The 20,090-nt window shown below is 41.6% G+C and carries 24 protein-coding genes; 11 read left to right on the forward strand and 13 right to left on the reverse strand.

What is annotated here, in order from left to right; translation table 11 throughout:
- Window positions 1-49 precede the first annotated feature (49 nt).
- Window positions 50-289 carry an ABC-type zinc uptake system zinc chaperone gene (locus tag Q4591_RS04580; protein WP_303459623.1) on the reverse strand — a complete coding sequence of 80 codons (240 nt, stop codon included), beginning with the start codon at window positions 287-289 and terminating at the stop codon, window positions 50-52.
- Between the two features lie 296 nt (window positions 290-585).
- On the opposite strand from Q4591_RS04580, the gene Q4591_RS04585 reads away from it, so the two are divergent.
- On the forward strand, window positions 586-711 hold the full coding sequence (locus Q4591_RS04585) for a hypothetical protein (RefSeq protein ID WP_277869338.1): 126 nt from the start codon (window positions 586-588) through the stop codon (window positions 709-711).
- Here Q4591_RS04585 and Q4591_RS04590 read toward each other — a convergent pair.
- Window positions 708-1,025 carry a hypothetical protein gene (locus Q4591_RS04590; RefSeq protein WP_102436642.1) on the reverse strand — a complete coding sequence of 106 codons (318 nt, stop codon included), beginning with the start codon at window positions 1,023-1,025 and terminating at the stop codon, window positions 708-710. The genes Q4591_RS04585 and Q4591_RS04590 overlap by 4 nt on opposite strands.
- Window positions 1,026-1,135: 110 nt before the next feature.
- Between Q4591_RS04590 and Q4591_RS04595 the strand changes: the two genes are divergently transcribed.
- A complete protein-coding gene (locus Q4591_RS04595) occupies window positions 1,136-2,761 on the forward strand; it encodes a mechanosensitive ion channel family protein (RefSeq protein WP_102436640.1) in 1,626 nt (541 codons plus the stop codon).
- Between the two features lie 101 nt (window positions 2,762-2,862).
- Here the strand turns inward: Q4591_RS04595 and Q4591_RS04600 are convergent, their stop codons facing one another.
- Complete coding sequence (locus Q4591_RS04600) at window positions 2,863-3,732, reverse strand: MaoC/PaaZ C-terminal domain-containing protein (RefSeq protein ID WP_241901136.1); 870 nt, start codon at window positions 3,730-3,732, stop codon at window positions 2,863-2,865.
- A 141-nt stretch (window positions 3,733-3,873) separates the two neighbouring features.
- Window positions 3,874-4,785, reverse strand: coding sequence for a TraB/GumN family protein (locus tag Q4591_RS04605; RefSeq protein WP_102475361.1), 912 nt, complete (start codon window positions 4,783-4,785; stop codon window positions 3,874-3,876).
- 50 nt (window positions 4,786-4,835) lie between these two features.
- On the opposite strand from Q4591_RS04605, the gene Q4591_RS04610 reads away from it, so the two are divergent.
- Entirely contained in the window at window positions 4,836-5,147 is a 312-nt protein-coding gene (locus Q4591_RS04610; RefSeq protein WP_076540628.1) for a prephenate dehydrogenase, read from the forward strand.
- A gap of 99 nt (window positions 5,148-5,246) precedes the next feature.
- On the opposite strand, the gene Q4591_RS04615 is transcribed toward Q4591_RS04610, so the two are convergent.
- Entirely contained in the window at window positions 5,247-5,777 is a 531-nt protein-coding gene (locus Q4591_RS04615; protein WP_102436634.1) for a DUF3016 domain-containing protein, read from the reverse strand.
- Window positions 5,778-6,134: 357 nt separating this feature from the next.
- Here Q4591_RS04615 and Q4591_RS04620 point away from each other — a divergent pair, with 357 nt between their 5' ends.
- Window positions 6,135-6,470, forward strand: a complete 336-nt coding sequence (locus tag Q4591_RS04620; RefSeq protein ID WP_102436632.1) for a hypothetical protein — start codon at window positions 6,135-6,137, stop codon at window positions 6,468-6,470.
- A gap of 94 nt (window positions 6,471-6,564) precedes the next feature.
- Here Q4591_RS04620 and Q4591_RS04625 read toward each other — a convergent pair whose 3' ends face one another.
- Window positions 6,565-7,074, reverse strand: a complete 510-nt coding sequence (locus Q4591_RS04625) for a DUF4240 domain-containing protein (protein WP_102436630.1) — start codon at window positions 7,072-7,074, stop codon at window positions 6,565-6,567.
- 103 nt (window positions 7,075-7,177) lie between these two features.
- Here Q4591_RS04625 and Q4591_RS04630 point away from each other — a divergent pair, with 103 nt between their 5' ends.
- The 5 genes from Q4591_RS04630 (at window position 7,178) to Q4591_RS04650 (ending at window position 10,423) form a co-directional block, all read left to right on the forward strand.
- Window positions 7,178-7,564, forward strand: coding sequence for a hypothetical protein (locus Q4591_RS04630; protein WP_102436628.1), 387 nt, complete (start codon window positions 7,178-7,180; stop codon window positions 7,562-7,564).
- A gap of 87 nt (window positions 7,565-7,651) precedes the next feature.
- Window positions 7,652-8,449 carry a response regulator gene (locus tag Q4591_RS04635; protein ID WP_102436626.1) on the forward strand — a complete coding sequence of 266 codons (798 nt, stop codon included), beginning with the start codon at window positions 7,652-7,654 and terminating at the stop codon, window positions 8,447-8,449.
- Between the two features lie 241 nt (window positions 8,450-8,690).
- On the forward strand, window positions 8,691-8,963 hold the full coding sequence (locus Q4591_RS04640) for an HU family DNA-binding protein (RefSeq protein ID WP_102436624.1): 273 nt from the start codon (window positions 8,691-8,693) through the stop codon (window positions 8,961-8,963).
- Window positions 8,964-9,252: 289 nt separating this feature from the next.
- Window positions 9,253-9,942, forward strand: coding sequence for a TorF family putative porin (locus tag Q4591_RS04645; protein ID WP_102436622.1), 690 nt, complete (start codon window positions 9,253-9,255; stop codon window positions 9,940-9,942).
- 304 nt (window positions 9,943-10,246) lie between these two features.
- Entirely contained in the window at window positions 10,247-10,423 is a 177-nt protein-coding gene (locus Q4591_RS04650; protein ID WP_198589379.1) for a PA3496 family putative envelope integrity protein, read from the forward strand.
- Window positions 10,424-10,487: 64 nt separating this feature from the next.
- Here Q4591_RS04650 and Q4591_RS04655 read toward each other — a convergent pair whose 3' ends face one another.
- The 7 genes from Q4591_RS04655 to metB all read right to left on the reverse strand — a co-directional run bounded on the left by Q4591_RS04655 (window position 10,488) and on the right by metB (window position 18,674).
- Window positions 10,488-10,688, reverse strand: a complete 201-nt coding sequence (locus Q4591_RS04655) for a hypothetical protein (protein ID WP_303459627.1) — start codon at window positions 10,686-10,688, stop codon at window positions 10,488-10,490.
- Window positions 10,689-10,941: 253 nt separating this feature from the next.
- On the reverse strand, window positions 10,942-12,309 hold the full coding sequence (locus Q4591_RS04660) for a sodium:alanine symporter family protein (RefSeq protein WP_102436618.1): 1,368 nt from the start codon (window positions 12,307-12,309) through the stop codon (window positions 10,942-10,944).
- Window positions 12,310-12,612: 303 nt separating this feature from the next.
- Entirely contained in the window at window positions 12,613-12,870 is a 258-nt protein-coding gene (locus tag Q4591_RS04665) for a cysteine-rich CWC family protein (RefSeq protein ID WP_102531227.1), read from the reverse strand.
- Between the two features lie 112 nt (window positions 12,871-12,982).
- Window positions 12,983-14,026 carry a c-type cytochrome gene (locus Q4591_RS04670; protein ID WP_102436614.1) on the reverse strand — a complete coding sequence of 348 codons (1,044 nt, stop codon included), beginning with the start codon at window positions 14,024-14,026 and terminating at the stop codon, window positions 12,983-12,985.
- 9 nt (window positions 14,027-14,035) lie between these two features.
- Window positions 14,036-14,719 carry a c-type cytochrome gene (locus tag Q4591_RS04675; RefSeq protein ID WP_102436612.1) on the reverse strand — a complete coding sequence of 228 codons (684 nt, stop codon included), beginning with the start codon at window positions 14,717-14,719 and terminating at the stop codon, window positions 14,036-14,038.
- 338 nt (window positions 14,720-15,057) lie between these two features.
- On the reverse strand, window positions 15,058-17,451 hold the full coding sequence (locus Q4591_RS04680; protein ID WP_102436610.1) for a bifunctional aspartate kinase/homoserine dehydrogenase II: 2,394 nt from the start codon (window positions 17,449-17,451) through the stop codon (window positions 15,058-15,060).
- A 62-nt stretch (window positions 17,452-17,513) separates the two neighbouring features.
- Complete coding sequence (gene metB, locus Q4591_RS04685) at window positions 17,514-18,674, reverse strand: cystathionine gamma-synthase (RefSeq protein WP_102436608.1); 1,161 nt, start codon at window positions 18,672-18,674, stop codon at window positions 17,514-17,516.
- Between the two features lie 207 nt (window positions 18,675-18,881).
- On the opposite strand from metB, the gene metJ reads away from it, so the two are divergent.
- Together metJ and Q4591_RS04695 are read left to right on the forward strand one after the other, a co-directional pair.
- The gene (gene metJ / locus Q4591_RS04690) at window positions 18,882-19,196 is read left to right on the forward strand and encodes a met regulon transcriptional regulator MetJ (protein WP_076538901.1); all 315 of its coding nucleotides are present in this window, start codon (window positions 18,882-18,884) and stop codon (window positions 19,194-19,196) included.
- Between the two features lie 136 nt (window positions 19,197-19,332).
- Entirely contained in the window at window positions 19,333-20,073 is a 741-nt protein-coding gene (locus tag Q4591_RS04695; RefSeq protein ID WP_102475366.1) for a sulfite exporter TauE/SafE family protein, read from the forward strand.
- The last annotated feature ends 17 nt before the right edge of the window (window positions 20,074-20,090 follow it).

Consider the following 20,090-nt stretch of genomic DNA (forward strand, 5'->3'; position numbering starts at 1 on the left):
ACTTAATAGTCGGGAAATATAATTTATAATTATTAATTAAACTGTTGAATTAAATAAAGATTGGCGGTGCGCGGCTATGGTAATAAGCCTGATGTGAACTAAGAGATTCTGAATTGGCTAACGGTGTGAGTTCATACTCTTGAGGTACAACCGGAATGCTAAATTCAATACTTGGAAGGGTTTTGTGAACCTGATGCTTATGAAAACATAAGCTGCAGTGAGTGTTAATGCTTTCATGTTTATGAACAGATTCGTGAGCGGATGCGGCAAAAGACAATAATACGAGCATGGCGCAAAGCCACATCGCAATATTTCGTCTTATGTGCAAAGCAAATCTCACTTAACTAGTCTCATCCATTAAATCATATCAGCGAATACCCAGTAACAATGGCTGCTATTCTTATAAATTAAAACTAAAAAATCAACTACAAGTTTGTTACAAATCACTTCTACTGAAAATTTGTGATCAACAAGGGCGCTTTAACCCTCTCAACATTATGCTATTTTAAGATTAGCTTAAGCTGAAAAGGCTAATATATTTACTATAAATACCAATTTAATCTGCCAATGACAGAGGAATTATCTATGATGAATTTATTAAAAGACAATGTGGGCATTATTTTAACAATGGTGATCATCGGTGTTGTAGTTCTTGGCGGTATTTACTACGTTGAAACATCACTAGAAAATCAAGTTCAAGTAGTAGATTAATTTGTTTGAGAGCCCTCTTCAGGCGCTTCAATAACCAATAAATGATCCATTAAATGCGTTACCCCTGTAAGGATCAGCGACAGCATGATTACGGGGGTAATGATATTGGCTAATCCTGCCACAAAATAGCCTGTCAGCCCCGCACCTACCGCAGTATAAAAGCCAAGTATTTTTAACATCGTAAGATAACGATGGCGACCAAGCCAAGCCTGGCAGTGATAGCACTGAATATGCGATGAGAACCCCTTACCTCGAGTTCCACTGATCTTACTAATCGACATAGGCTTGTGACAATGTGCGCATTGCAGTGCCATGATGAGCAACCTGTAGCTGAAAATAAAAAGTGCGTTAGTCTAGCAAATTATCGTCAAACTTCCTTCAATAACTTATGATAAAGTCATTATCAATATACAGGACGTTTATCATGCCTAGAATCTTGCTTATCTTATGTTGTTTCGTCAGCTTAATGAGCTTTTCACAAAGCAGTGTTGCAGCGCCAGCTGACCCTGCAACCATTAATAAAATAGCCCAACTACAACAACGCATTGATGCCGATGTAAGCTACCTTAAAACCGCAAAAGGTGAATTAAAAGCAATCAGTGAATTCCGCATTCTGAATAAAAACAATCAACTACGAGAAAAATTAGATTCATTAGTTAATCAAGAAAACCCGGATTTAGCCTATCTCACCCCGCAAATACAGCAACAATTGGGCTTTTTAGATAATGTCGGTAAATATTTAGATGATGACATCACAGCCCTGAAACTGGCATTAGATGACGAAAATCAGACTCAAACAATGAAAGCGGTTATTGATCGTGAAGCCGACAGGGATCTTTACTTACAGGCTGAACTACAAACAATCAATTGGGCCAACACCTTAAATATTAATGTCGACAGTGCCAAAACAGCATTAACCAATGAGCTAACCCTGCGGGCTGACTATCTTGAAAGTATCGTCAACTATACCCAAAACCAACTTAAACAAGCGATTAGTGACGCATCAACTGCTGGCGCTGATATCACTGCCGAGCAAAAATCCAAAGTTATTGAACTCAAAGAGCGATTATCACAGCACAGCAGCAGTTTAAGTATTGCCGCCGATATGCTTGATGACTTAGGCCAAGACACTGCGCAAATTAAGCAAACGCTATTTAGTGTTTCAGGGGATATTACTCAAGATGTTTTAAACTTTGATGTAGCGTCAAGTTTACTGAATGACTGGATGGATATAGCTAAAAATCAAGCGCTGGAAAATGGCACAGGGCTTACCTTTAAAGTGGTTATCTTCATCATCATTTTATTTTTAACCAGCTTAGTGTCTAAATTAGTTAAAAAAGTGGTTCGCAAAGCAGTTAATTCTTCCCAGCTTAATTTCAGCATGCTATTGCAAGATTTCTTCACCTCTATTTCTGGTAACGTCATCTTCGCGTTAGGTTTGCTTATCGCACTATCACAACTTGGCTTTGAATTAGCACCACTGCTGGCAGGTTTTGGTATCGCTGGTGTGATTATCGGTTTTGCCTTGCAAGATACCTTATCTAACTTTGCCTCAGGAATGATGATTTTAATCTACCGCCCTTACGATGTCGGTGACTTAATCAATGCTGCAGGTGTTACGGGGCGTGTTAGCCATATGAGCTTAGTCTCTACCACAGTGAAAACCTTAGATAACCAACGCTTGATTATTCCTAATAATAAGATTTGGGGCGATACCATCAATAACATCACCGCCGAGCAAGAACGTCGTGTGGATATGACCTTTGGCATTGGCTATGGCGATGATATTCCTAAAGCGGAAAAAATCTTAACCGATATTGTTATGGCTCACCCAAAAGTGAAAAAGTTTCCAGAGCCGACGATTAAGTTACATACACTCGGTGAATCGTCAGTAGACTTTGTGGTTCGCCCTTGGGCAAATCCAGTGGATTACTGGGAAGTCTATTGGGATATTACTCGTGAAGTGAAAATGCAGTTTGATGCCCAAGGCGTCAGTATTCCATTCCCACAACGAGATGTGCATATTTATCATGAAAAGGCGGCAGACTAAGCTGTGACAAGTTAATCTAATAGCCTTAAAATACTAAAAAGCCCGCTGCAATTTCTTGCTGCGGGCTTTTTTGTTATGCATTTACCGATAACGCTAGGGTATCAATCTAAGTACGACATGGTACCCATTAGATGTGGTCTGCGGCCTTTAATATCACGCATTTCAAAACGCTTACCATTTTCTATGCTTTCAAAAGCAAAGGTGACATCCGAAGGCATAAATACTGGCAACTTAAACTCTACGTCCACCTTAAATGGTCTATCACCAATAAATTGCATCAACCCAGCAAGTGAACGGGCTTTAGACCACATTCCATGGGCTAAAACACGATCAAAACCAAAACGCTTAGACACCATTGGGTGCAGGTGGATCAGGTTATAATCACCTGAGGCTTTGGCATACTGACGGCCTAAATTTTCAGCTAATGACCAGGTATTGACGTCTTCCCACACCATATCAGAAGCTCGCGGTGGTCTTGCTCTGCGGCCTTTAGACTCAATACGGTATAGGTAAGTTGATAAGGCTTGCCACACGAGTTCATCACCAACATAGACTTTAGATTCTAGTTCAAATTCAAGTCCTGCATCCGTGGTTTGGCTAGTAATAAGGTTGCACTCAACCTTAAAAACCTCATCAGCGTTAATAGGCCGATACAAGCTAATGCTATTTTTAAGATGGATCATCCCCAATAAAGGAAAGGTAATCGCTTTATGGGTAAAAATGGTGGCATGTAATCTAAATGCAAGCACGTACAAAAATGTTGGCGGTAACACTTTGCCATCATAATCAAACTGACATACCTCAGCATATTGACGAATTTTCTTATCTGATAATCTAATGCCATCCGTCTGTACATGGATCTTTGGTAAAGGTTGCTGATCCCAACCAGGCTTACGCGATAATAATATTTTGCGGTATAAAGACAACAACGACGGCATTGACGTTAATGCTATAGAGTAATCGTTACTCAAGTGGCTTACCTTTTTATACGGTGAAATTACTGTGCAAAATAACGGTATTTCTCCGTTTCACACTACTCACAAATGCTTTAATGCGCGCATTATACTACAGTGTAAAAATACCGCACAGCCCCAAAGTTTACTCACTGGCGTTTATAAACACTGGGCATGCCAACAATCTGTTACCTCAGCCCCTGTTTGCTTTAATATCATCGGCATCGATTGGCGGCCCACCAAGTGGCCTGCACCGACAATGATAAACAGCTGCTGATAATTGCCTTCGTTTAATAGCGCTATGGTGCGCTGACTCATTTGCTGATTCCGCTGCCACAGCAGTTTTTCAACTAATTCTTTGGCTACATCATCGCTTTGATGCTCCATGATATCGGCAAGTTTTTGTTTATCTCCACCGCGCCAAGCGGCCACCATTTCCAGCATTTCTTCATCACTTGTCTCAACCGCTTCATCTAACATTTGCCGTTGCGTTTGCTGACTAAAAGATGAAATCAACTCAAACTGGTAGGCCACACTTTCAAGCTCTAACAAAGTGCGCCCTTGATTTTTAGCTACAAAAGTCACATCCACCCCTTCTTCAGCGCTAAACCCTAACTGACTGAAACGCACTAATGCTACTTGCGCAGCCTGAAGCCATGGCGCTAAAGGCGATAATCCCTGACAAACCGCTAAATTGAGTTTACAAAAAGCTGGATAAGCCTGCCCTAAATCGACGCTGCTTGCTGGAGTTGCTAGGCCATATTGACCTAATAGTTGTTGAGTATCGGCTTTAGTCACATCCGCTTCAATTACCAATGCATCAGCCTGAGAAAAAGCCTGCTCAATAACCGGTGCCATCGGGTAAAAATCAGCTTTGCCCACATGAATTGAGCCTAATATGAATGCCTGTTTACCTTGATAAGTGACTTTATAAAAAGGCGGCGTGTCGGTTTCAGCTGCAGTCGCTAAACCACAGCTTAAAATAGCGACGATTAACAAACTCAAATAAGCAGAGCAACGCTTTGTTGCAGCAAACGTTAATTTAAAATCCATTAGACTTGTTAGTCCCATAGCAGACCCTTATAATTTAGCTTAATTTGAAGATGTTGAATGAGGCTATCATGCCGTATACCAAAGTTATCCAGCAAATAAAAGAAAGCCTGCAAACAGGATACCGTCAAGCCATTGATGCCGATAAAAGACTCGATGAATTACACCAAGTCGGCCACGGTAAGTTTGTAGCAATTTTTACCGAAGAACAAGGCTTTAGCCAAAGTAGTAACCGCTTCTTGCCTTATGTACAAGAATTAGCTGACGAGTTAGATGAGATCCAAGAACTCAGACATATTCCGCCTGAAACCTTAGAGGCTTATGTGAAAAAGCTCGGTGCTTTGCTGCAAACCTTGCACTTATTCAAACAGAACACCAAATAGCTGACACCAGCACTTAGTGATGTTTAGGCACAAAAAAGCGGCTTATCAATAAGCCGCTTTAGATTTTAAATATAACATAAACTACTGAATTATAGATATTTATAACTTAGGTGCTACGGTTTTCTTTAACCAATCTTCAAGCATTTTAGTCTCATACTCAAACGGCTTTTGATTACGGGTTGAATGGGTGCCATACATAAAGTTCATATCAACTAACTTTTCATCACCGGCCATAATCACTTGCTCACCTTCAGTGATGCTGTAGCTAAAGGTCATACGTGGTGGGTATAAGTCTTTTACAATCCGCAGTTCACTAGCGGAGGTCGCGCCAAATGTTGGCCGCAGATCACCGGCTAAATCCACATCAGAAACCACCATCTCAAGTTTCTGCTCTGGTTTTAAAATCTTTTCAGCTTCTTTGTTGATATTTTTAGTCATAGTGTCGAAAAAGCGCTGCTGAAAACGAGATTTCACTTCATTGGCCGTTTTTAAATCTCGGTACTTTTTAGGTTCTTGCCATTGAATTTTAACCACACCGTCTTCAGTCACTGGGTTGACCACGACTTCGTCCTTAGCTGCAGCAACATTACATACCAATGCACCTGCTAATAGTAAATATTTCATTTTCATCATTTTCCCCTAGCTATGAACCTAGTGTTTAAAAAATCAACAATTCTATACTTGTCGGATTATACAAGCAGTTACCTGAATATAAGCTTAACCTACTCTAGCAATACTTGCTGAAACAACATTTGATAGAGATTAATACCGACCAACCCAAAATCTGCTCAAATAACAAACTAACTGTTCAGTAATCATTCAGTAAAAATAGGTTAATGTGTCTCTCAACAAGTACTAGCGCCTTATTTCCCTTAACAATATCAAGGTGAATATCGCGAAAGACTGACCAACGAATAAAATTTGGACATATATATCGCTCAAGGATTCAGCGCTAATAGCAATTAACGTATCAATACTGGAGTTAATATGAATAACATCGAAACCAATACAGCAATCGGCACAACTACCAGCAATAAGATGATTAAGCCTATCGCTCTCGCAGCGACAGTTTTTATCGCCATGCTGGTGTCATCTTCAAGCTTTGCCCATCAATTTGATATCGATTCAAAAGGCGCCGAAGCGATAAAACAACACCAGCAATTAATGAACCAGCATATACAAGTCGCTGAGCAAGAGTTTAATGCTGAATTAGAGAAAAACCTTGATCAGCAGTTACAAACCGCTGCACACAAGTTTATGACTCAAGCCTGCGCTAAATACGGTTTAGAGTTTGATACTCAATCAGAAACTTGCAGTAGCTAAGTCTGCCGATTGACAGGCTTACATCTCAATTACACTAAAAATGCAGCTATAAAGCTGCATTTTTTGTGGATGCTTAATTAACTTTCAGCGATATTTAAAATGGAAAACGCTGGCTTAATAAAGGATAGTTTTTACGGAGATCTTTTTTCTTGGTACTGAACTTTTTACCTTGAGGAGTATGCTGACCAGAGGGTACAAAAGGCAGCTCTTCACCGCAGCGGTCTTCATAGATTTTTCCGGCAATCAAATCATAATCTTCAATAAAGGGATAAGCATAGTCATCTTTTGTTGGCCATAACTCAAGCTCGCCCAAACAGTCGGGGTTAGCAATAATCTTGTTATACCAGGTCTCACCTAAGGATAAAATAAACCCTCGAAACTCCACAAAGCCATAATCTGAATCACAGCCAGTAACAATGTAAGCTGCGCCCCAAATATCCCAGCGGTAACTGCGGCGCATTTGTTGGCCAAATATCTTATCAAAAGCCGCTAAGTCAGCATCATCGAGCGCCGACAATTTTTCCACTAATTGATCATGGCACGCTTGCTCTGATTGCTCAGGATGGCTACGGGTCACCAAAGACCAAAATTCCGCCTCAGTCATTACTTATCCTAATTTCTTAAAAAACGTTTTCACAAACTATCTCTACTCACGCTATTCTACACCACATGACCACTCACATAGTTCCAATAATGATAATAATACTATGAATAAACCACCGTTAAGATTAACCCTATTAATTGCATTGTACGTGTTACTGTCTATTGTGGCCCTTTGGCGCTCTTATAGCATTCAAAGTATAGATTTATTCAGTATCGGCGTTATCCCTGTGTTGGTTGGCTTATTAATGCGAACACACTGGGCCAGCATTGCCTTAAAGGTATATTTAGCCATTCAAACCTTAGCGATATTAGCACTGTCTACCACTGCTATTATCGCCTATCAAATCACTCCTGAAGATGTAAAAGTGGTGTTCAATGGCTTTAATATCCCTATTCCTGCCATTGCTGCGGTACTATTTTCACTGCTGGTGTTTCAATACTGGGTGGCATTTTGTAAAGAAACAGCGATTTATTTGAAGCCCAAAAGTTAACAAAGGCGCCCTGCTGACTATATTCATCCCTTAGCATAAGTTAACATGCGCCCATAAAACTCAGATCGAATAATAAGAAGCTATATAATGAGCCATTTATCGCCCAGTGAATTATCCATTTTGCTAGTTGAACCATCTGATGTTCAGAGAAAAATAATTATTTCACGCCTGCAACAAGAAGGCGTACATAGCATACAAACCGCCGCTAATCTTGCTCAAGCTAAAGAGATTATTGTTCGACACACGCCAGATCTCATTGTCAGCGCTTTACACTTTACTGACGGTGAAGCGACTGAACTACTCAGTTTTATTAAACAAAACTCTGACTATCAAGATATTCAATTTATGTTGGTATCCAGTGAATGTCGCCGTGAGCAACTGGAAATATTTAGGCAATCTGGAGCCGTCGCGATTTTACCTAAGCCTTTCGATGCCGATCATTTGGCCACAGCACTGAATTCCACTATTGATTTAATCAGTAATGACGAACTGGACCTAAGCCATTTTGATGTTCAGGATATTCGCACTTTAGTGGTTGATGATAGCCGCATGGCGCGAAACATTATCAAACGAACTATTACTAATTTAGGTATTCGGATGATAAGCGAGGCAACTGATGGCGCTGAAGCTATCGAATTAATGCAACAGCAAATGTTTGATTTAGTAATCACCGATTACAATATGCCAAGTGTTGATGGACTGGCATTGACCCAATATATACGCCACCAAAGCCAGCAGTCTCATGTGCCGATTTTGATGGTATCATCAGAAGCTAACGATACCCACCTAAGCAACGTATCAAGCGCAGGTGTTAATGCGCTATGTGATAAACCCTTTGAACCTAAGTTAGTGAAGCAACTCCTGTATCAACTGTTAGAAGATTGATAGCTAACAAATTTTTGTAGGCCAAAGTTCAAAATGAGCAGCAACAAATCAATAAACTTGATAAAAACGGCAGAAGCAGTTAATTCACTCAGCCGAGTTTAAGCTAACTAGATCACTAAAAAGTTACTTATTTGCAATATAGCAGCACATTTATCAGATAAAATGCTTTCAAAGCCTTATGGCTTATGGCATGTTAATCTAGTTCTAAATAAATACATCTATGGAAAGCAGAGAATACAACATGAACAAAAGTGAATTAATTGCAAAAATTGCAGAAAATGCTGAGTTAACAAAAGCTGAAGCGGGTCGTGCACTAAAGTCTTTTGAAGAAGCGGTAACTGAAGCCATGAAAAACGGCGACAAGATTTCTATCGTAGGTTTTGGTTCTTTCGAAACATCAGTTCGTGCTGCACGTACAGGTCGTAACCCACAAACCGGCCAAGAGATCCAAATTGCTGAAGCAACAGTACCTAAGTTTAAAGCAGGTAAAACGCTAAAAAATAGTGTTAACTAAAAACCGCTAAAACGATAAAACCTCCTTTTTTGGAGGTTTTTTTATGTCTTTTTTTTGCATAAATAAATAAAAACAACACTTAAACTGCACAATTAAAGTGCAACTACGCATCATCAAGTGGCAACATAAATGCAACATAAATGTGCAGTAGTTTTTAAGCTATTGATTAATTTAACTTTATAAACATGGCACATCATTAGCAACACGTACCTCAGATAAAACAACATTTAGCGTCGACCCGACTTTATGCAAGATGCTAATTGAATAATAAAACTTTGAGGGAATGAAAATGAAAAAATCTCTGTATCAAGCTATTGCGCTATCAACAGGTTTACTTTTAAGCACTACAGCTTTAGCTGAAGTCACGGGTAATATTGGCGCGACGTCAGACTATATTTGGCGTGGTGTGTCACAAACTAGTGGTGCTGCGGTTCAGGGGGGCATTGATTATGGCCATGAGTCAGGTTTCTATGTCGGTGGTTGGGCATCAAATGTAGATTTTGGTGACGGCACCTCTTATGAGCTTGATGTGTATGCCGGTTTCGGTGGTGACATTACAGAAGACTTAAGCTACGACATTAACTACCTTTATTACGCTTACCCAGATTCACCGGGCAGTGTTGATTTTGGTGAAGTAACAGTTGGTCTCGCGTGGAAATGGTTAGATGTCGCATACTCTTACACAGTCAATGGCGGTGATGATATTGCTGAAAGCCCATTAGATTCAAAAGATATGATGTATGCTCAAGCTAACCTGACTTTCCCATTAACTGAAAAAGTGTCACTGGGTTTCCATTATGGTTACTCAAACGGTGATGTAATCACCAGCTGGTACGGCACTGATAGCTATTCTGAGTACAACGTATCACTAAGCACTGATACTGATTTCGGTACTATCTCGTTCATGGCAACAGATACTGATTTAGAAGATGATGATGCTAAAATTGTTCTTGGTTACTCATATAGCTTCGATCTATAACCATCAAAAGTATTAAATGATGTTAGCTATTTAATCTAAATTATTAAAAAATCAAAAAACGTCACCTTAGGGTGGCGTTTTTTATTGCTCTGAGCCTCAAAATCCTCACCACAGAAGTGCGCATTTTTTTTATTAGCTGCTACATTCAAATTATGAGGTTATTTTTCTGCTGCCTAGCAAATTATTGCTCAGCAATAAAGTAGCAATATTGTGCTCACGGTTTCAAGCCGTTCAGGCTGTGATTACCGTTTATGTAAAGCCATTAATTATGCTTTACGAGTACCACCCATGTGAGGATAAAGTGATGGCTAATATTACTGAGACTATCCCAAATGATACTGAAATCGAGGCAATGGTTTCACCAAAAAATCAACGCTCCGCTGAAATTATTGAACGTAAAAGGCAGGTTAAACGCCGCTTAGATGATTATCTAGAACAAGCTGAATTGCGAAAAAGCTTAGGGGAAGATGACTTCTTTTAACCCAGTTCCTTGTCCGGGCTCATCAGGCCAATAGTTTTTATAAGCTTAAAGCTTCACTTTAAGATTAAGACTTTAATAAGTATGCAAGACCATTGCACTCTAAATAAATTGAACAGGCTGGGTAAATCATTTTGCCGCAGTCTGTGATAATGAGTGCATTACCGCCCCTTTGTTGGGTTTGCACTTTTAATTCTTTTTTCAGCATGCTGATACTGGGGACACCAACCTCTATTACTTCAGGTTTGTTAGCGCAATACGTCGTCACCACCTCACCTAGCGGTTCATTGTCATGGTTATACAATTCACTAGGCTGATAGATTTCAACCGTTGAGGCAATCGCTTGATTAGTAATATATTTATCAGCATTGGTTCTTATAGAGATACCATTACAGCCACCGACGAGCCATAAGCAAAAAACTCAATGGAAATATTTGGTTTGAAAGTTTCATCGATAATATTCCTTCTCAGTAAAGGCATACACTCCCCGTGTATGCCTTCATCATTCATCAACAGCGTTATTAGCTCTCTAATGCCTTAGCTTTTTGCTTGGCAAAATACTCTCGGGTTAAACCAAAGACCACAGGACTTAATAGGACTAGCGCAATTAAGTTAGGAATGGCCATCATTGCATTAAGCGTGTCAGCCAACAGCCAAATAAACTCTAATGAACTCACGGCGCCTATGGGTACCACAAGGGTCCATATTAAACGAAATGGTTTTACCGCTTTATCGCCAAGCAAGTATTGAACACACTTCTCACTATAAAAACTCCACCCTAGAATAGTCGTGAAGGCAAACACAGCAAGTGCTACCGCCACAATATAATTACCCATGGGCAGTGCATGTGAAAATGCATATGAAGTTAGTGCTGCGCCGTTCTCACCTGATGTCCAAGCACCGGAAACAATAATCGCTAAACCAGTAATAGAGCACACAATGATGGTATCAATGAATGTACCTAGCATGGCCACTAAGCCTTGCTTTACCGGATCATTGGTTTGCGCTGCAGCGTGAGCAATGGGCGCACTACCTAAGCCCGCTTCATTGGAGAACACACCACGGGCGACACCAAAACGAATCGCAGCCCAAACAGCTGCGCCAGCAAAACCGCCTTGAGCAGCAACTGGGTTAAACGCACTGTGAATAATTAATTCAAATGCTGCAGGAATTTGGTCTGCATATACCACTAAAACAGCTAAACCCGCGGCAATATAAAACAGGGTCATTAACGGCACGAGTTTACCAGCAACTTCTGCAATACGTTTAATACCGCCCATGAGTACTGCACCGACGAGTACCATTAAGACTAAACCAGTAACCCAGCTCGGCACGCCAAAGTTAGCACTCATGGCATCTGCCACTGAGTTAGTTTGCACGGTATTACCGATCCCAAAACCGGCAATAGAGCCCAGTATCGCAAACGCTGTCCCTAACCAGGCCCATTTGCTGCCTAAGCCATTTTTAATGTAATACATCGGTCCACCGACGTGATTGCCATTACTGTCTTTTTCACGATACTTAACTGCCAATACCGCTTCGGCAAATTTGGTCGCCATACCCACTAATGCGGTGCACCACATCCAAAATAATGCCCCTGGCCCACCAATAAAAATAGCGGTAGCCACACCAGCAATATTACCTGTTCCTATGGTGGCTGAGAGCGATGTCATTAGCGCATTAAAAGGACTAATTTCACCTTTATCAGTGCTATCACTGTCGGTTGCTCGACCCGACCACAGCAGTTTAAAACCAGTGCCTAATTTTAGGATTGGCATTAATTTTAATCCGATAGATAAAAATAATCCCACTCCTAAAATCATCACCAACATGGGTACGCCCCAAACGATGCTGTTTACTGCATTAATAAATGCCGTTAATCCTTCCATTGAAAACCTCATAATGAGTTAAATATTTATAGTTATTATTAATCGTTATCACTAAACGTTATTTTTACGGTTACTGCGTTCACACTACTAATACATCAGTGCATGAATTTCAGATTACCTTCATTGGCACTAAATTGGAAACATCGGTACGATTCAAACCGAACAAATCAGCAAATAACAGTTTTTTATCAGCCAATTAAATTAATTTAATTATAAAAAAAGCGCTAACTAAATTAGCGCTTAAATCTTATTGAACCATTACAACCTAGCCTAAACACCCTGAATAAGCAGTCATTAAGGCCTTCACTGGGACAGTTTTTGATAGCAGCTTTGACAGACGCAGGCTTTGCCCTTTAACTCTGTGCGCAGCTTGTCACTGATCACAGCTTTAGCTGAAGCGCTTAAACACCAGCAGTCTTCAATCGGTTTACCCGCACTAACCGCGCATTGATTAACCTGCTGGCAAACGGGGCACGCTAATGGCTCAAAAATCGCGTCTTGTGCCTCAGATACTAATGGTTCATTTGCTTGGTTTGGTGAGTATATTTCTACATCTTTCATCTGGTTCACTTTGTTTCGTTAACTGGTTTAATTTCCATAAAATGCTTTATGAGATAAGGCTATGCCTTAACGATTGTAGCTTAAAAGCATAAGCTTGAAACTGGTTAAAGTCCTACTTATTAACAGGAAAATTTGGATAAGCTTCGGCGCCTAAAACATTACCAAGCTGCTGCTTGCCATAAAAGCCATCATGTTGATGATAACTTTTTTGGGTTTGTGGCAGGTCTCCTTTAAAACGCGGATCTTGCGGCCTTTCATGGGCATTAACAAAAGCTGCCACATCCCAAGCCTGCTGCACTGTTAGCTGAATACTTTTACCCAGCGGCATATTCTCATAGATAAAATTAGCTGCAGTGTTCACTCTATGCATCCCTGCGCCCCAGTTGTAGCTTTGCGGCCCCCATAATGGCGGTAAAGCGCTCACATTAGCCATTTTAATGCCTTGACCATCAACGCCATGACAAGCCTGACAATGGGTTTGATAAACTATTTCGCCTCGCTCAGTTGAATAAGCTTGTTCTGGCGCTTCTAACTTGGGAAAACCTCGGCCAGCAAGTGAAGTTAAGGCTTTTTGATCCCATTTAGCTTTCACTGCAGCTGGAATTGGGAACTCTTCTCTATTGCCACCTTTTACCAGTTCTACATCACTCAACTCTGCTACTTTGCTATCGAGATTAAATTGATTCAGTAAACCGCTCATGGCTAGCCAATAAGAATAAGCTGAGATAGCCACAAGTTCCTTACTGCCTGATGCGGGGGCTGTACCATTCATTGAATAAGTAAAGCAACCTTGAATCCGTTCCTGGTAGCTATTCACTTTGTCATTTTTCTTTCGATAAGCGGGATAAGCCATATAGGCAGCCCATAGCGGTGAAGCATTGGCTTTATTACCTGCGTTCATATGACAATTAACGCAATTAAGCTCATTGCCGACATATTTATCTCTTAATTGCTGAGTATTAACAAATATCTGATAGCCCAAACGTACTTTGTCGCCAAACTCACCCTCTGGAATAGCTGATAAATCGCTAGGTTGCAGATACTGCGCTGCGGGATCTTTTGCTATAGCGGGGATCTGAGCTTGCCTATCGGGTAATTCTGCAGCGCTAACTGAACTGATAAACACACCTGCGACTAAATAATTAAACAGTTTCATGGTATGTCCTTATTTTTGTGCCAAAGGCTGTTGAGCAGCAGCATTTTGAACCAGAGGTTTTAAAGCTGAAAAGTACGCTGACAATGCGTCAATTTCATCAGCAGTCAGCTTAGCGGCAATATTAGCCATCATATTATCGACATCACCTTTTCTAGTACCATTTTGCCAAGCCAATAGTTGGTTTTTTAAATAGCTAGGTTCTTGGCCTGCAAGTCGAGGGAAGTTGGCTGCGCCAATGCCTGAAGGTCCATGACAGCTAGTACAGGCAGGTATATCGCGGCCCCAATCTCCCTGATAAGCCAATTTTTCCGCCGTATCAGTTATCACAACCTTGTCACCGCGGTATTGCAATGGGATCTCAGCTACTGTTTTAGCGGCAAAGAAATCAGCAACGACTTGGATAGCATCACCTTGTACTGTCGCAGCCATCGCCGACATTGTGGGACTTTGTCGATTACCCATTTGAAAATTAACCAGCTGCGAGGCGATATACTCACTGGATAAACCCGCCAACCTAGGCCCTATAACACCTAAACCCTCACCATTAACACCATGGCAAGTTAAACAAACTTGCGCCTGTGTGGGTACGGTTTGCAATAACTCTTTGGGAGATTGAGCAGGAATATCGGCAATAGCCAAGTTACGACTTGCCCCTATTGCTATTATCGTGATGACTTGTAAAAGGAATTTCATATACCGCCCTCTCCTTGGATGATGTTTAGCTACTGGAATAATAAATGTAGTCCATCAGATCCACTTTATGTGACTTAATTGAATACTCTCCACCAAAGAAAAAGTAACCCAAATACGCTTACCAAAGAACAGACAGCGAACATTTGCAGGCTAAAGACTGATAATGAAAAGGTCGTTGTCGATTAATCATCAGCAAATCGACTGGGAGTGAAGTTAACTCTGAGCTTATGCTTTTAGCGCTATTTTATGACAATAAAAAAGGCCTATTCCGTTAGGGAATAGGCCTTTAAAGTTAATCTTTCAACCAAGTTAATCGTCGTTTAACTCGCGCTTAAGGATCACTCCTGCAGTAAATCCTTACAGATTTGTACTAAGTCAGACTGCACAGCTGCTGCGGTAACTTCTCGGCCAGCACCTGGGCCGCGAATAATTAACGGATTGCCCTGATAAAAAGTGCTGCGGATGACAAACACATTATCTCCAGGGGTTAAACTGGCATAGGGATGGTTCGAGTCGACCCATTGAATGCCTACTTCAGCATGCATTTTGCCATCGACTTTATCTAAAGATGCCACATACCTTAAGACTTTATTTTGCTCAAAGGCTGCACTGTATTGCTGCAACATAAACTCATCTAACTCGCCAATGCGCGCTAAAAAGTCATCTAACGACAAGTCGGCTAATTCAGCTGGCACTAATGAATTTAATTCAATGGCATCAAGCTCAATCTCAAAGCCAATTTCACGGGCCAGAATAAGTAACTTTCGCTGCATATCTCGGCCAGATAAATCATCTCGAGGATCTGGCTCTGTAATGCCTAATCCGCGGGCTTCAACCACGAGTTCAGAAAAAGATTTTTGCCCATCGTAATGCTCAAACAGCCAACATAAAGTACCTGAAAAAATACCGCCAACAGCTTCGATATTGTCGCCACTATTGCGTAAATCGTTTAGGGCATGCTGTACTGGTAAGCCAGCGCCGCAACTGGCATTGTAACGCCAAAATAAACGCCGGTTACTTAGCTGCTGCTTAAGCTCACGGTAAAAAGGTAACGGCCCTGAGCCTGCAAGTTTATTGGCGCTCACCATATGAATCCCTCGAGCGAAAAACTCTGGGTATTGTAAGGTTAAGCTGGCGCTAGCACTGATATCCAAGGCCACCAGCTCATCGCAGTCGAGCAGCTCAAGCTGCTCAAATAAACTAGGGTAGTCCCATGTTGTTGCTGTGGTATCAAAGTCATCTTGCCAGTTATTGGCATCTATTCCTTGCTGGCAAATGAGCGCCTCTTTTGAACTCACTAAACCCACAAGTTGCACATTGGCTTCTAGTTCACGGTTAAGCATGGTGGATGAGCGCTGAAATAAATCAATCCAGGCTTCACCAATATTACCGACCCCAAGCAATAATACCCCAATACGCAATCGCGGGCCTGCGCAGCGTCGGTGTACTTTTTGGGTGAGTAAATTAACCTGAGATTTAGGCACTAAGGTCACTAAACTCAAACCATCTTGATACAGGGGTTTGGCATCGCGACTTAATAATCGGGCAAAGCTGCGGCGGTAGTGCTCTGCATCAGCACTAACCAAAGCGACTAAACCTAAATCAGTATGAGCATGGATATCGCTAATTAATAGCTCATGACTATGTAGCTCCAGTAACGCTTGTACCTGCTTTTGGTTTTCAGCAGTGAATGCCAGTTCAACTTTATGATGGGCAGAGCACCAATATGCTAGCGGCGCAATACCGGCTTGCTCAAGTAATTTGAGTGTGGTTTGAATTAGCGCTTGCTGCTTAAAGCGAAACAGCACCACTTCATTTAAACTGGTAACCACTGGAGCGCTAGCTGACGAACTTTGGGGCGCAATAAGGGTAAAGTCAGTATGTGATGCGTAACTTGAGCGCACCGCGAGACTAACATTAGTATCAAATAAGGGCTGTAAAGTTCGGCTGTGCAGTACTGGCGAGCCGAGTTTAGCTAAACGATCGGCTTCAGCAAGTGACATGCTTTCAAGTAATTTGGCATCATTAATTTTATTCGGATCAGCGTTAAATACCCCTTCAACATCGGTCCAAATAGTCACTCGTTCAATGTCCGCTAAGCTGGCAATTAAGGTGGCGCTGTAATCTGAGCCATTGCGGCCAAGTAATAATGTATCCCCTTTACTGTTGGCGCAGATAAAGCCGGTGATCACTAAGCGTGTATTTGGATTAGCATCCAGCAGCTTTTGGACTTTTTCGCGGGACTCATCAAGACGAATATTCGGCACAGGCCCTTCATCAGCCACCAGCAGTGAGCAGGCATCAATATTCGCGGCAGCAACGCCAGACTCTCTTAATAAGGCTGCCATTAATCGTGCTGACCAACGCTCACCAAAGCTTAATACATGATTGAGCTGAAATTCATTGCGCTCTTCAAGGGACAATAAACTGACTAATTGCGATTTATCGGTTGATAGGCGCTCACGTAAATCGCGCGCTTGTTCGTTTGAGAGAAGTTGCTCAATCAGGTTTTGCTGATAGCTCACCAGTACTTGTAGCTCTTCTTGCCACAAGTCACCGTTTTCTCTTAAGGAGAGTAATTTATATAAAAAGTTAGTACTTTTACCCGCAGCTGAAACAACGACTAAATCATCACTGTTGCCATGAGTCAGTAAAATATGGGCAACGCGGCGATAGCAATCTGCATCAGCAAGACTTGAACCACCAAATTTATGTAAATGACTGCGGGCCATTTTTCACTCCTTAAACAACATATACCAGCCTGACTACATGAATATAGCCAAGGGAGATTAACTTAAAGCGCAGCGACAGCAGCTAAGCCTACTTCAATATCGGCAACCAAGTCTTCAGCATCTTCAATCCCGACAGATAGTCGCAGTAAAGTATCTTTAATGCCAGCTTCATACCGTGCTGCAGGCGCCATTGCTCTATGGGTCATGGTTGCAGGTACGGCAACTAAGCTTTCCACTCCGCCTAAGCTTTCAGCAACACTGAAAATAGACAGTGCATTTAAAAAGGCGACCACTTCTGCTTCACCACCTTTAAGTTCGAAACTTAACATAGCGCCGAAGCCTTGTTGTTGCTTAGCTGCAATATCGTGACCTGGGTGGTCTTTTAAGCCTGGATAATACACTTTTTCGACAAGATTGCTGGCCTGAAGTACGTCAATAACTTGCTCAGCATTTTTTTGATGCTCGCGAATACGTACAGCTAAAGTACGAATGCCACGTAAGGTTAGGTAACTATCAAAAGCCGAGCCTGTTAGCCCTAAGGTGTTTGACCACCAGTGTAGTAACTCACCCAGTTCAGGGTCTTTTGCCACCACAGCGCCACCTACAACGTCACTATGACCATTGATATATTTGGTGGTGGAATGCATGACGATATCAGCGCCTAGCTCTAATGGCTGTTGCAAAATTGGCGATAAAAAGGTGTTATCAACCACAACTAAGGCATCGACTTTATGGCTTTGCTCAGCAATAGCTTTGATATCAACAACACGTAATAATGGGTTTGACGGCGTTTCTAACCACACCATTTTAGGTTTCTGAGCAATCGCATCACTGAGTGCTTGCTCATCTGTTTGATCAATCACCAGTAATTTAAATTGGCCTTTGTTGGCAAGATTTGTGAACAAACGGTAACTACCGCCATAACAATCGTGAGGCACAATCAGTAAATCATCGGGGCCTAATAAACTAGTGACCAAGGTAATCGCAGCCATACCGGTACAAGTAACCACCCCAGTAGCGCCATGTTCAAGTTTGGCAATGGCTTCACCTAACACGCAGCGCGTCGGGTTTCCTGAACGACTATAATCAAACTCTCTAGGGTTTTTATGGCCATCAAAAGAATAGTTTGTTGATAGATAAATCGGCGGGACTACAGCGCCGTATTGGGTATCTGACTCGATACCTTGGCGTACTGCTAGCGTAGCTGCGCGATGTTTGCTCATTGTAAACTCCTAAAGAATACACACTAAAGAGATGTCTAGATGGCTAAATGTACCTAAGCTAAGTCACATCGTCAATACAAATCAGCCGTTTAGACGTCTAAACATAAAGAAATCTATTTCCATTCGTTATAGAATAACCGCAATAATTTGACTGTTATTATTTAGCGGTTAAAATCTGCCACGAATCTATCGTATAAAGGTGAGTTAATGACTGAATGGAATGGCGACTATATCAGCCCATATGCCGAACATGGCAAAAAAAATGAACAAGTTAAAAAAATCACGGTATCCATACCTTTAAAAGTTTTAAAAGTATTGACTGATGAACGTACCCGCCGCCAGGTTAATAACTTACGTCATGCAACCAATAGTGAACTACTGTGTGAAGCATTTTTGCATGCCTACACTGGACAACCACTGCCAAATGACGGTGACTTATCAAAAGAAGGGCCTGATAGCATCCCATCTGAAGCAAAAGCTTTGATGGATGCCATGGGAATTGAGTGGGAAGATCTTGATTAAGTCAAGCTAGCGACTAGCGCTGAAGTACTTGCGCTAAAGCATAAGCCTGCTCAATTAATCAAACACTGCTCGTCATTTAACGCATCGAGCTCTCAAGCTGAGAGTGAGTTGCAGTATTGCGCCTAAAGAGTCGACAATGGAATTTATCGATCCGCAGACCTTGATGCTTGCATCGGTTATCATTTTTCTAGGCGCATTAACCCAAGGCCTTATCGGTTTTGGGCTTGCGGTTGTTGCCAGTCCACTTCTCTATATCATCGACCCACAATTAGTCCCAGCCCCTGTGATTATGATGGGTTTTTCCATCGCCTTATTGACCTTATTGCGTGAACGTACTCAACTGGAGTTTAATGGGCTGCAATATGCGCTGCTGGGGCGAATACCTGGTGGCTTTATGGGCGCAGGTTTATTACTGTTTGCCCCCCAAGCAGTACTGGGGTTAGCCATTGCCTTTATTGTCGGCGCAGCGGTGTTGCTGAGTATTTTTAAGATCACAGCGCCAGTAAATCGGCTTTCGCTATTTATTGCAGGTGTCTTGTCGGGGGTATTTGGAAATATTGCCGCCATTGGTGGGCCACCATTAGCGATTTTATTAGCCGGTAAAGATGCGCCGCAGTTTAGAGCCGCGCTATCGATCTTTTTTGTTTTCAGCTCAATGATCGCACTGATTATTTTAATGCTTGCAGGCTTAGTGGAAGAAAAGCATCTGTGGTTGTCATTGATGCTATTGCCATCTGTCATACTCGGAAATATTGCCGCAGGAAAGCTAACCAATAAGGTTGATAAAAATAAGACTCGCATCGCCACTATGGTGTTATGTAGCTTAAGTGCATTATTGCTAACCCTTAAGTCGTTAATTGAATTATCAGCAGGCTAGTCGATCATCTTTTTGTG

This window comes from Shewanella sp. 3_MG-2023, assembly GCF_030548765.1.
Taxonomy (GTDB): Bacteria; Pseudomonadota; Gammaproteobacteria; order Enterobacterales; family Shewanellaceae; genus Shewanella.

Bases quoted from the DNA above. Each gene is read 5' to 3' on its own strand.
- Q4591_RS04580 (WP_303459623.1), bottom strand. From the start codon at position 289: ATGCTCGTATTATTGTCTTTTGCCGCATCCGCTCACGAATCTGTTCAT.
- Q4591_RS04585 (WP_277869338.1), top strand. From the start codon at position 586: ATGATGAATTTATTAAAAGACAATGTGGGCATTATTTTAACAATGGTG.
- Q4591_RS04590 (WP_102436642.1), bottom strand. From the start codon at position 1,025: ATGGCACTGCAATGCGCACATTGTCACAAGCCTATGTCGATTAGTAAG.
- Q4591_RS04595 (WP_102436640.1), top strand. From the start codon at position 1,136: ATGCCTAGAATCTTGCTTATCTTATGTTGTTTCGTCAGCTTAATGAGC.
- Q4591_RS04605 (WP_102475361.1), bottom strand. From the start codon at position 4,785: ATGGGACTAACAAGTCTAATGGATTTTAAATTAACGTTTGCTGCAACA.
- Q4591_RS04610 (WP_076540628.1), top strand. From the start codon at position 4,836: ATGCCGTATACCAAAGTTATCCAGCAAATAAAAGAAAGCCTGCAAACA.
- Q4591_RS04615 (WP_102436634.1), bottom strand. From the start codon at position 5,777: ATGAAAATGAAATATTTACTATTAGCAGGTGCATTGGTATGTAATGTT.
- Q4591_RS04620 (WP_102436632.1), top strand. From the start codon at position 6,135: ATGAATAACATCGAAACCAATACAGCAATCGGCACAACTACCAGCAAT.
- Q4591_RS04625 (WP_102436630.1), bottom strand. From the start codon at position 7,074: ATGACTGAGGCGGAATTTTGGTCTTTGGTGACCCGTAGCCATCCTGAG.
- Q4591_RS04630 (WP_102436628.1), top strand. From the start codon at position 7,178: ATGAATAAACCACCGTTAAGATTAACCCTATTAATTGCATTGTACGTG.
- Q4591_RS04635 (WP_102436626.1), top strand. From the start codon at position 7,652: ATGAGCCATTTATCGCCCAGTGAATTATCCATTTTGCTAGTTGAACCA.
- Q4591_RS04640 (WP_102436624.1), top strand. From the start codon at position 8,691: ATGAACAAAAGTGAATTAATTGCAAAAATTGCAGAAAATGCTGAGTTA.
- Q4591_RS04645 (WP_102436622.1), top strand. From the start codon at position 9,253: ATGAAAAAATCTCTGTATCAAGCTATTGCGCTATCAACAGGTTTACTT.
- Q4591_RS04650 (WP_198589379.1), top strand. From the start codon at position 10,247: ATGGCTAATATTACTGAGACTATCCCAAATGATACTGAAATCGAGGCA.
- Q4591_RS04660 (WP_102436618.1), bottom strand. From the start codon at position 12,309: ATGGAAGGATTAACGGCATTTATTAATGCAGTAAACAGCATCGTTTGG.
- Q4591_RS04665 (WP_102531227.1), bottom strand. From the start codon at position 12,870: ATGAAAGATGTAGAAATATACTCACCAAACCAAGCAAATGAACCATTA.
- Q4591_RS04670 (WP_102436614.1), bottom strand. From the start codon at position 14,026: ATGAAACTGTTTAATTATTTAGTCGCAGGTGTGTTTATCAGTTCAGTT.
- Q4591_RS04675 (WP_102436612.1), bottom strand. From the start codon at position 14,719: ATGAAATTCCTTTTACAAGTCATCACGATAATAGCAATAGGGGCAAGT.
- Q4591_RS04680 (WP_102436610.1), bottom strand. From the start codon at position 17,451: ATGGCCCGCAGTCATTTACATAAATTTGGTGGTTCAAGTCTTGCTGAT.
- metB (WP_102436608.1), bottom strand. From the start codon at position 18,674: ATGAGCAAACATCGCGCAGCTACGCTAGCAGTACGCCAAGGTATCGAG.
- metJ (WP_076538901.1), top strand. From the start codon at position 18,882: ATGACTGAATGGAATGGCGACTATATCAGCCCATATGCCGAACATGGC.
- Q4591_RS04695 (WP_102475366.1), top strand. From the start codon at position 19,333: ATGGAATTTATCGATCCGCAGACCTTGATGCTTGCATCGGTTATCATT.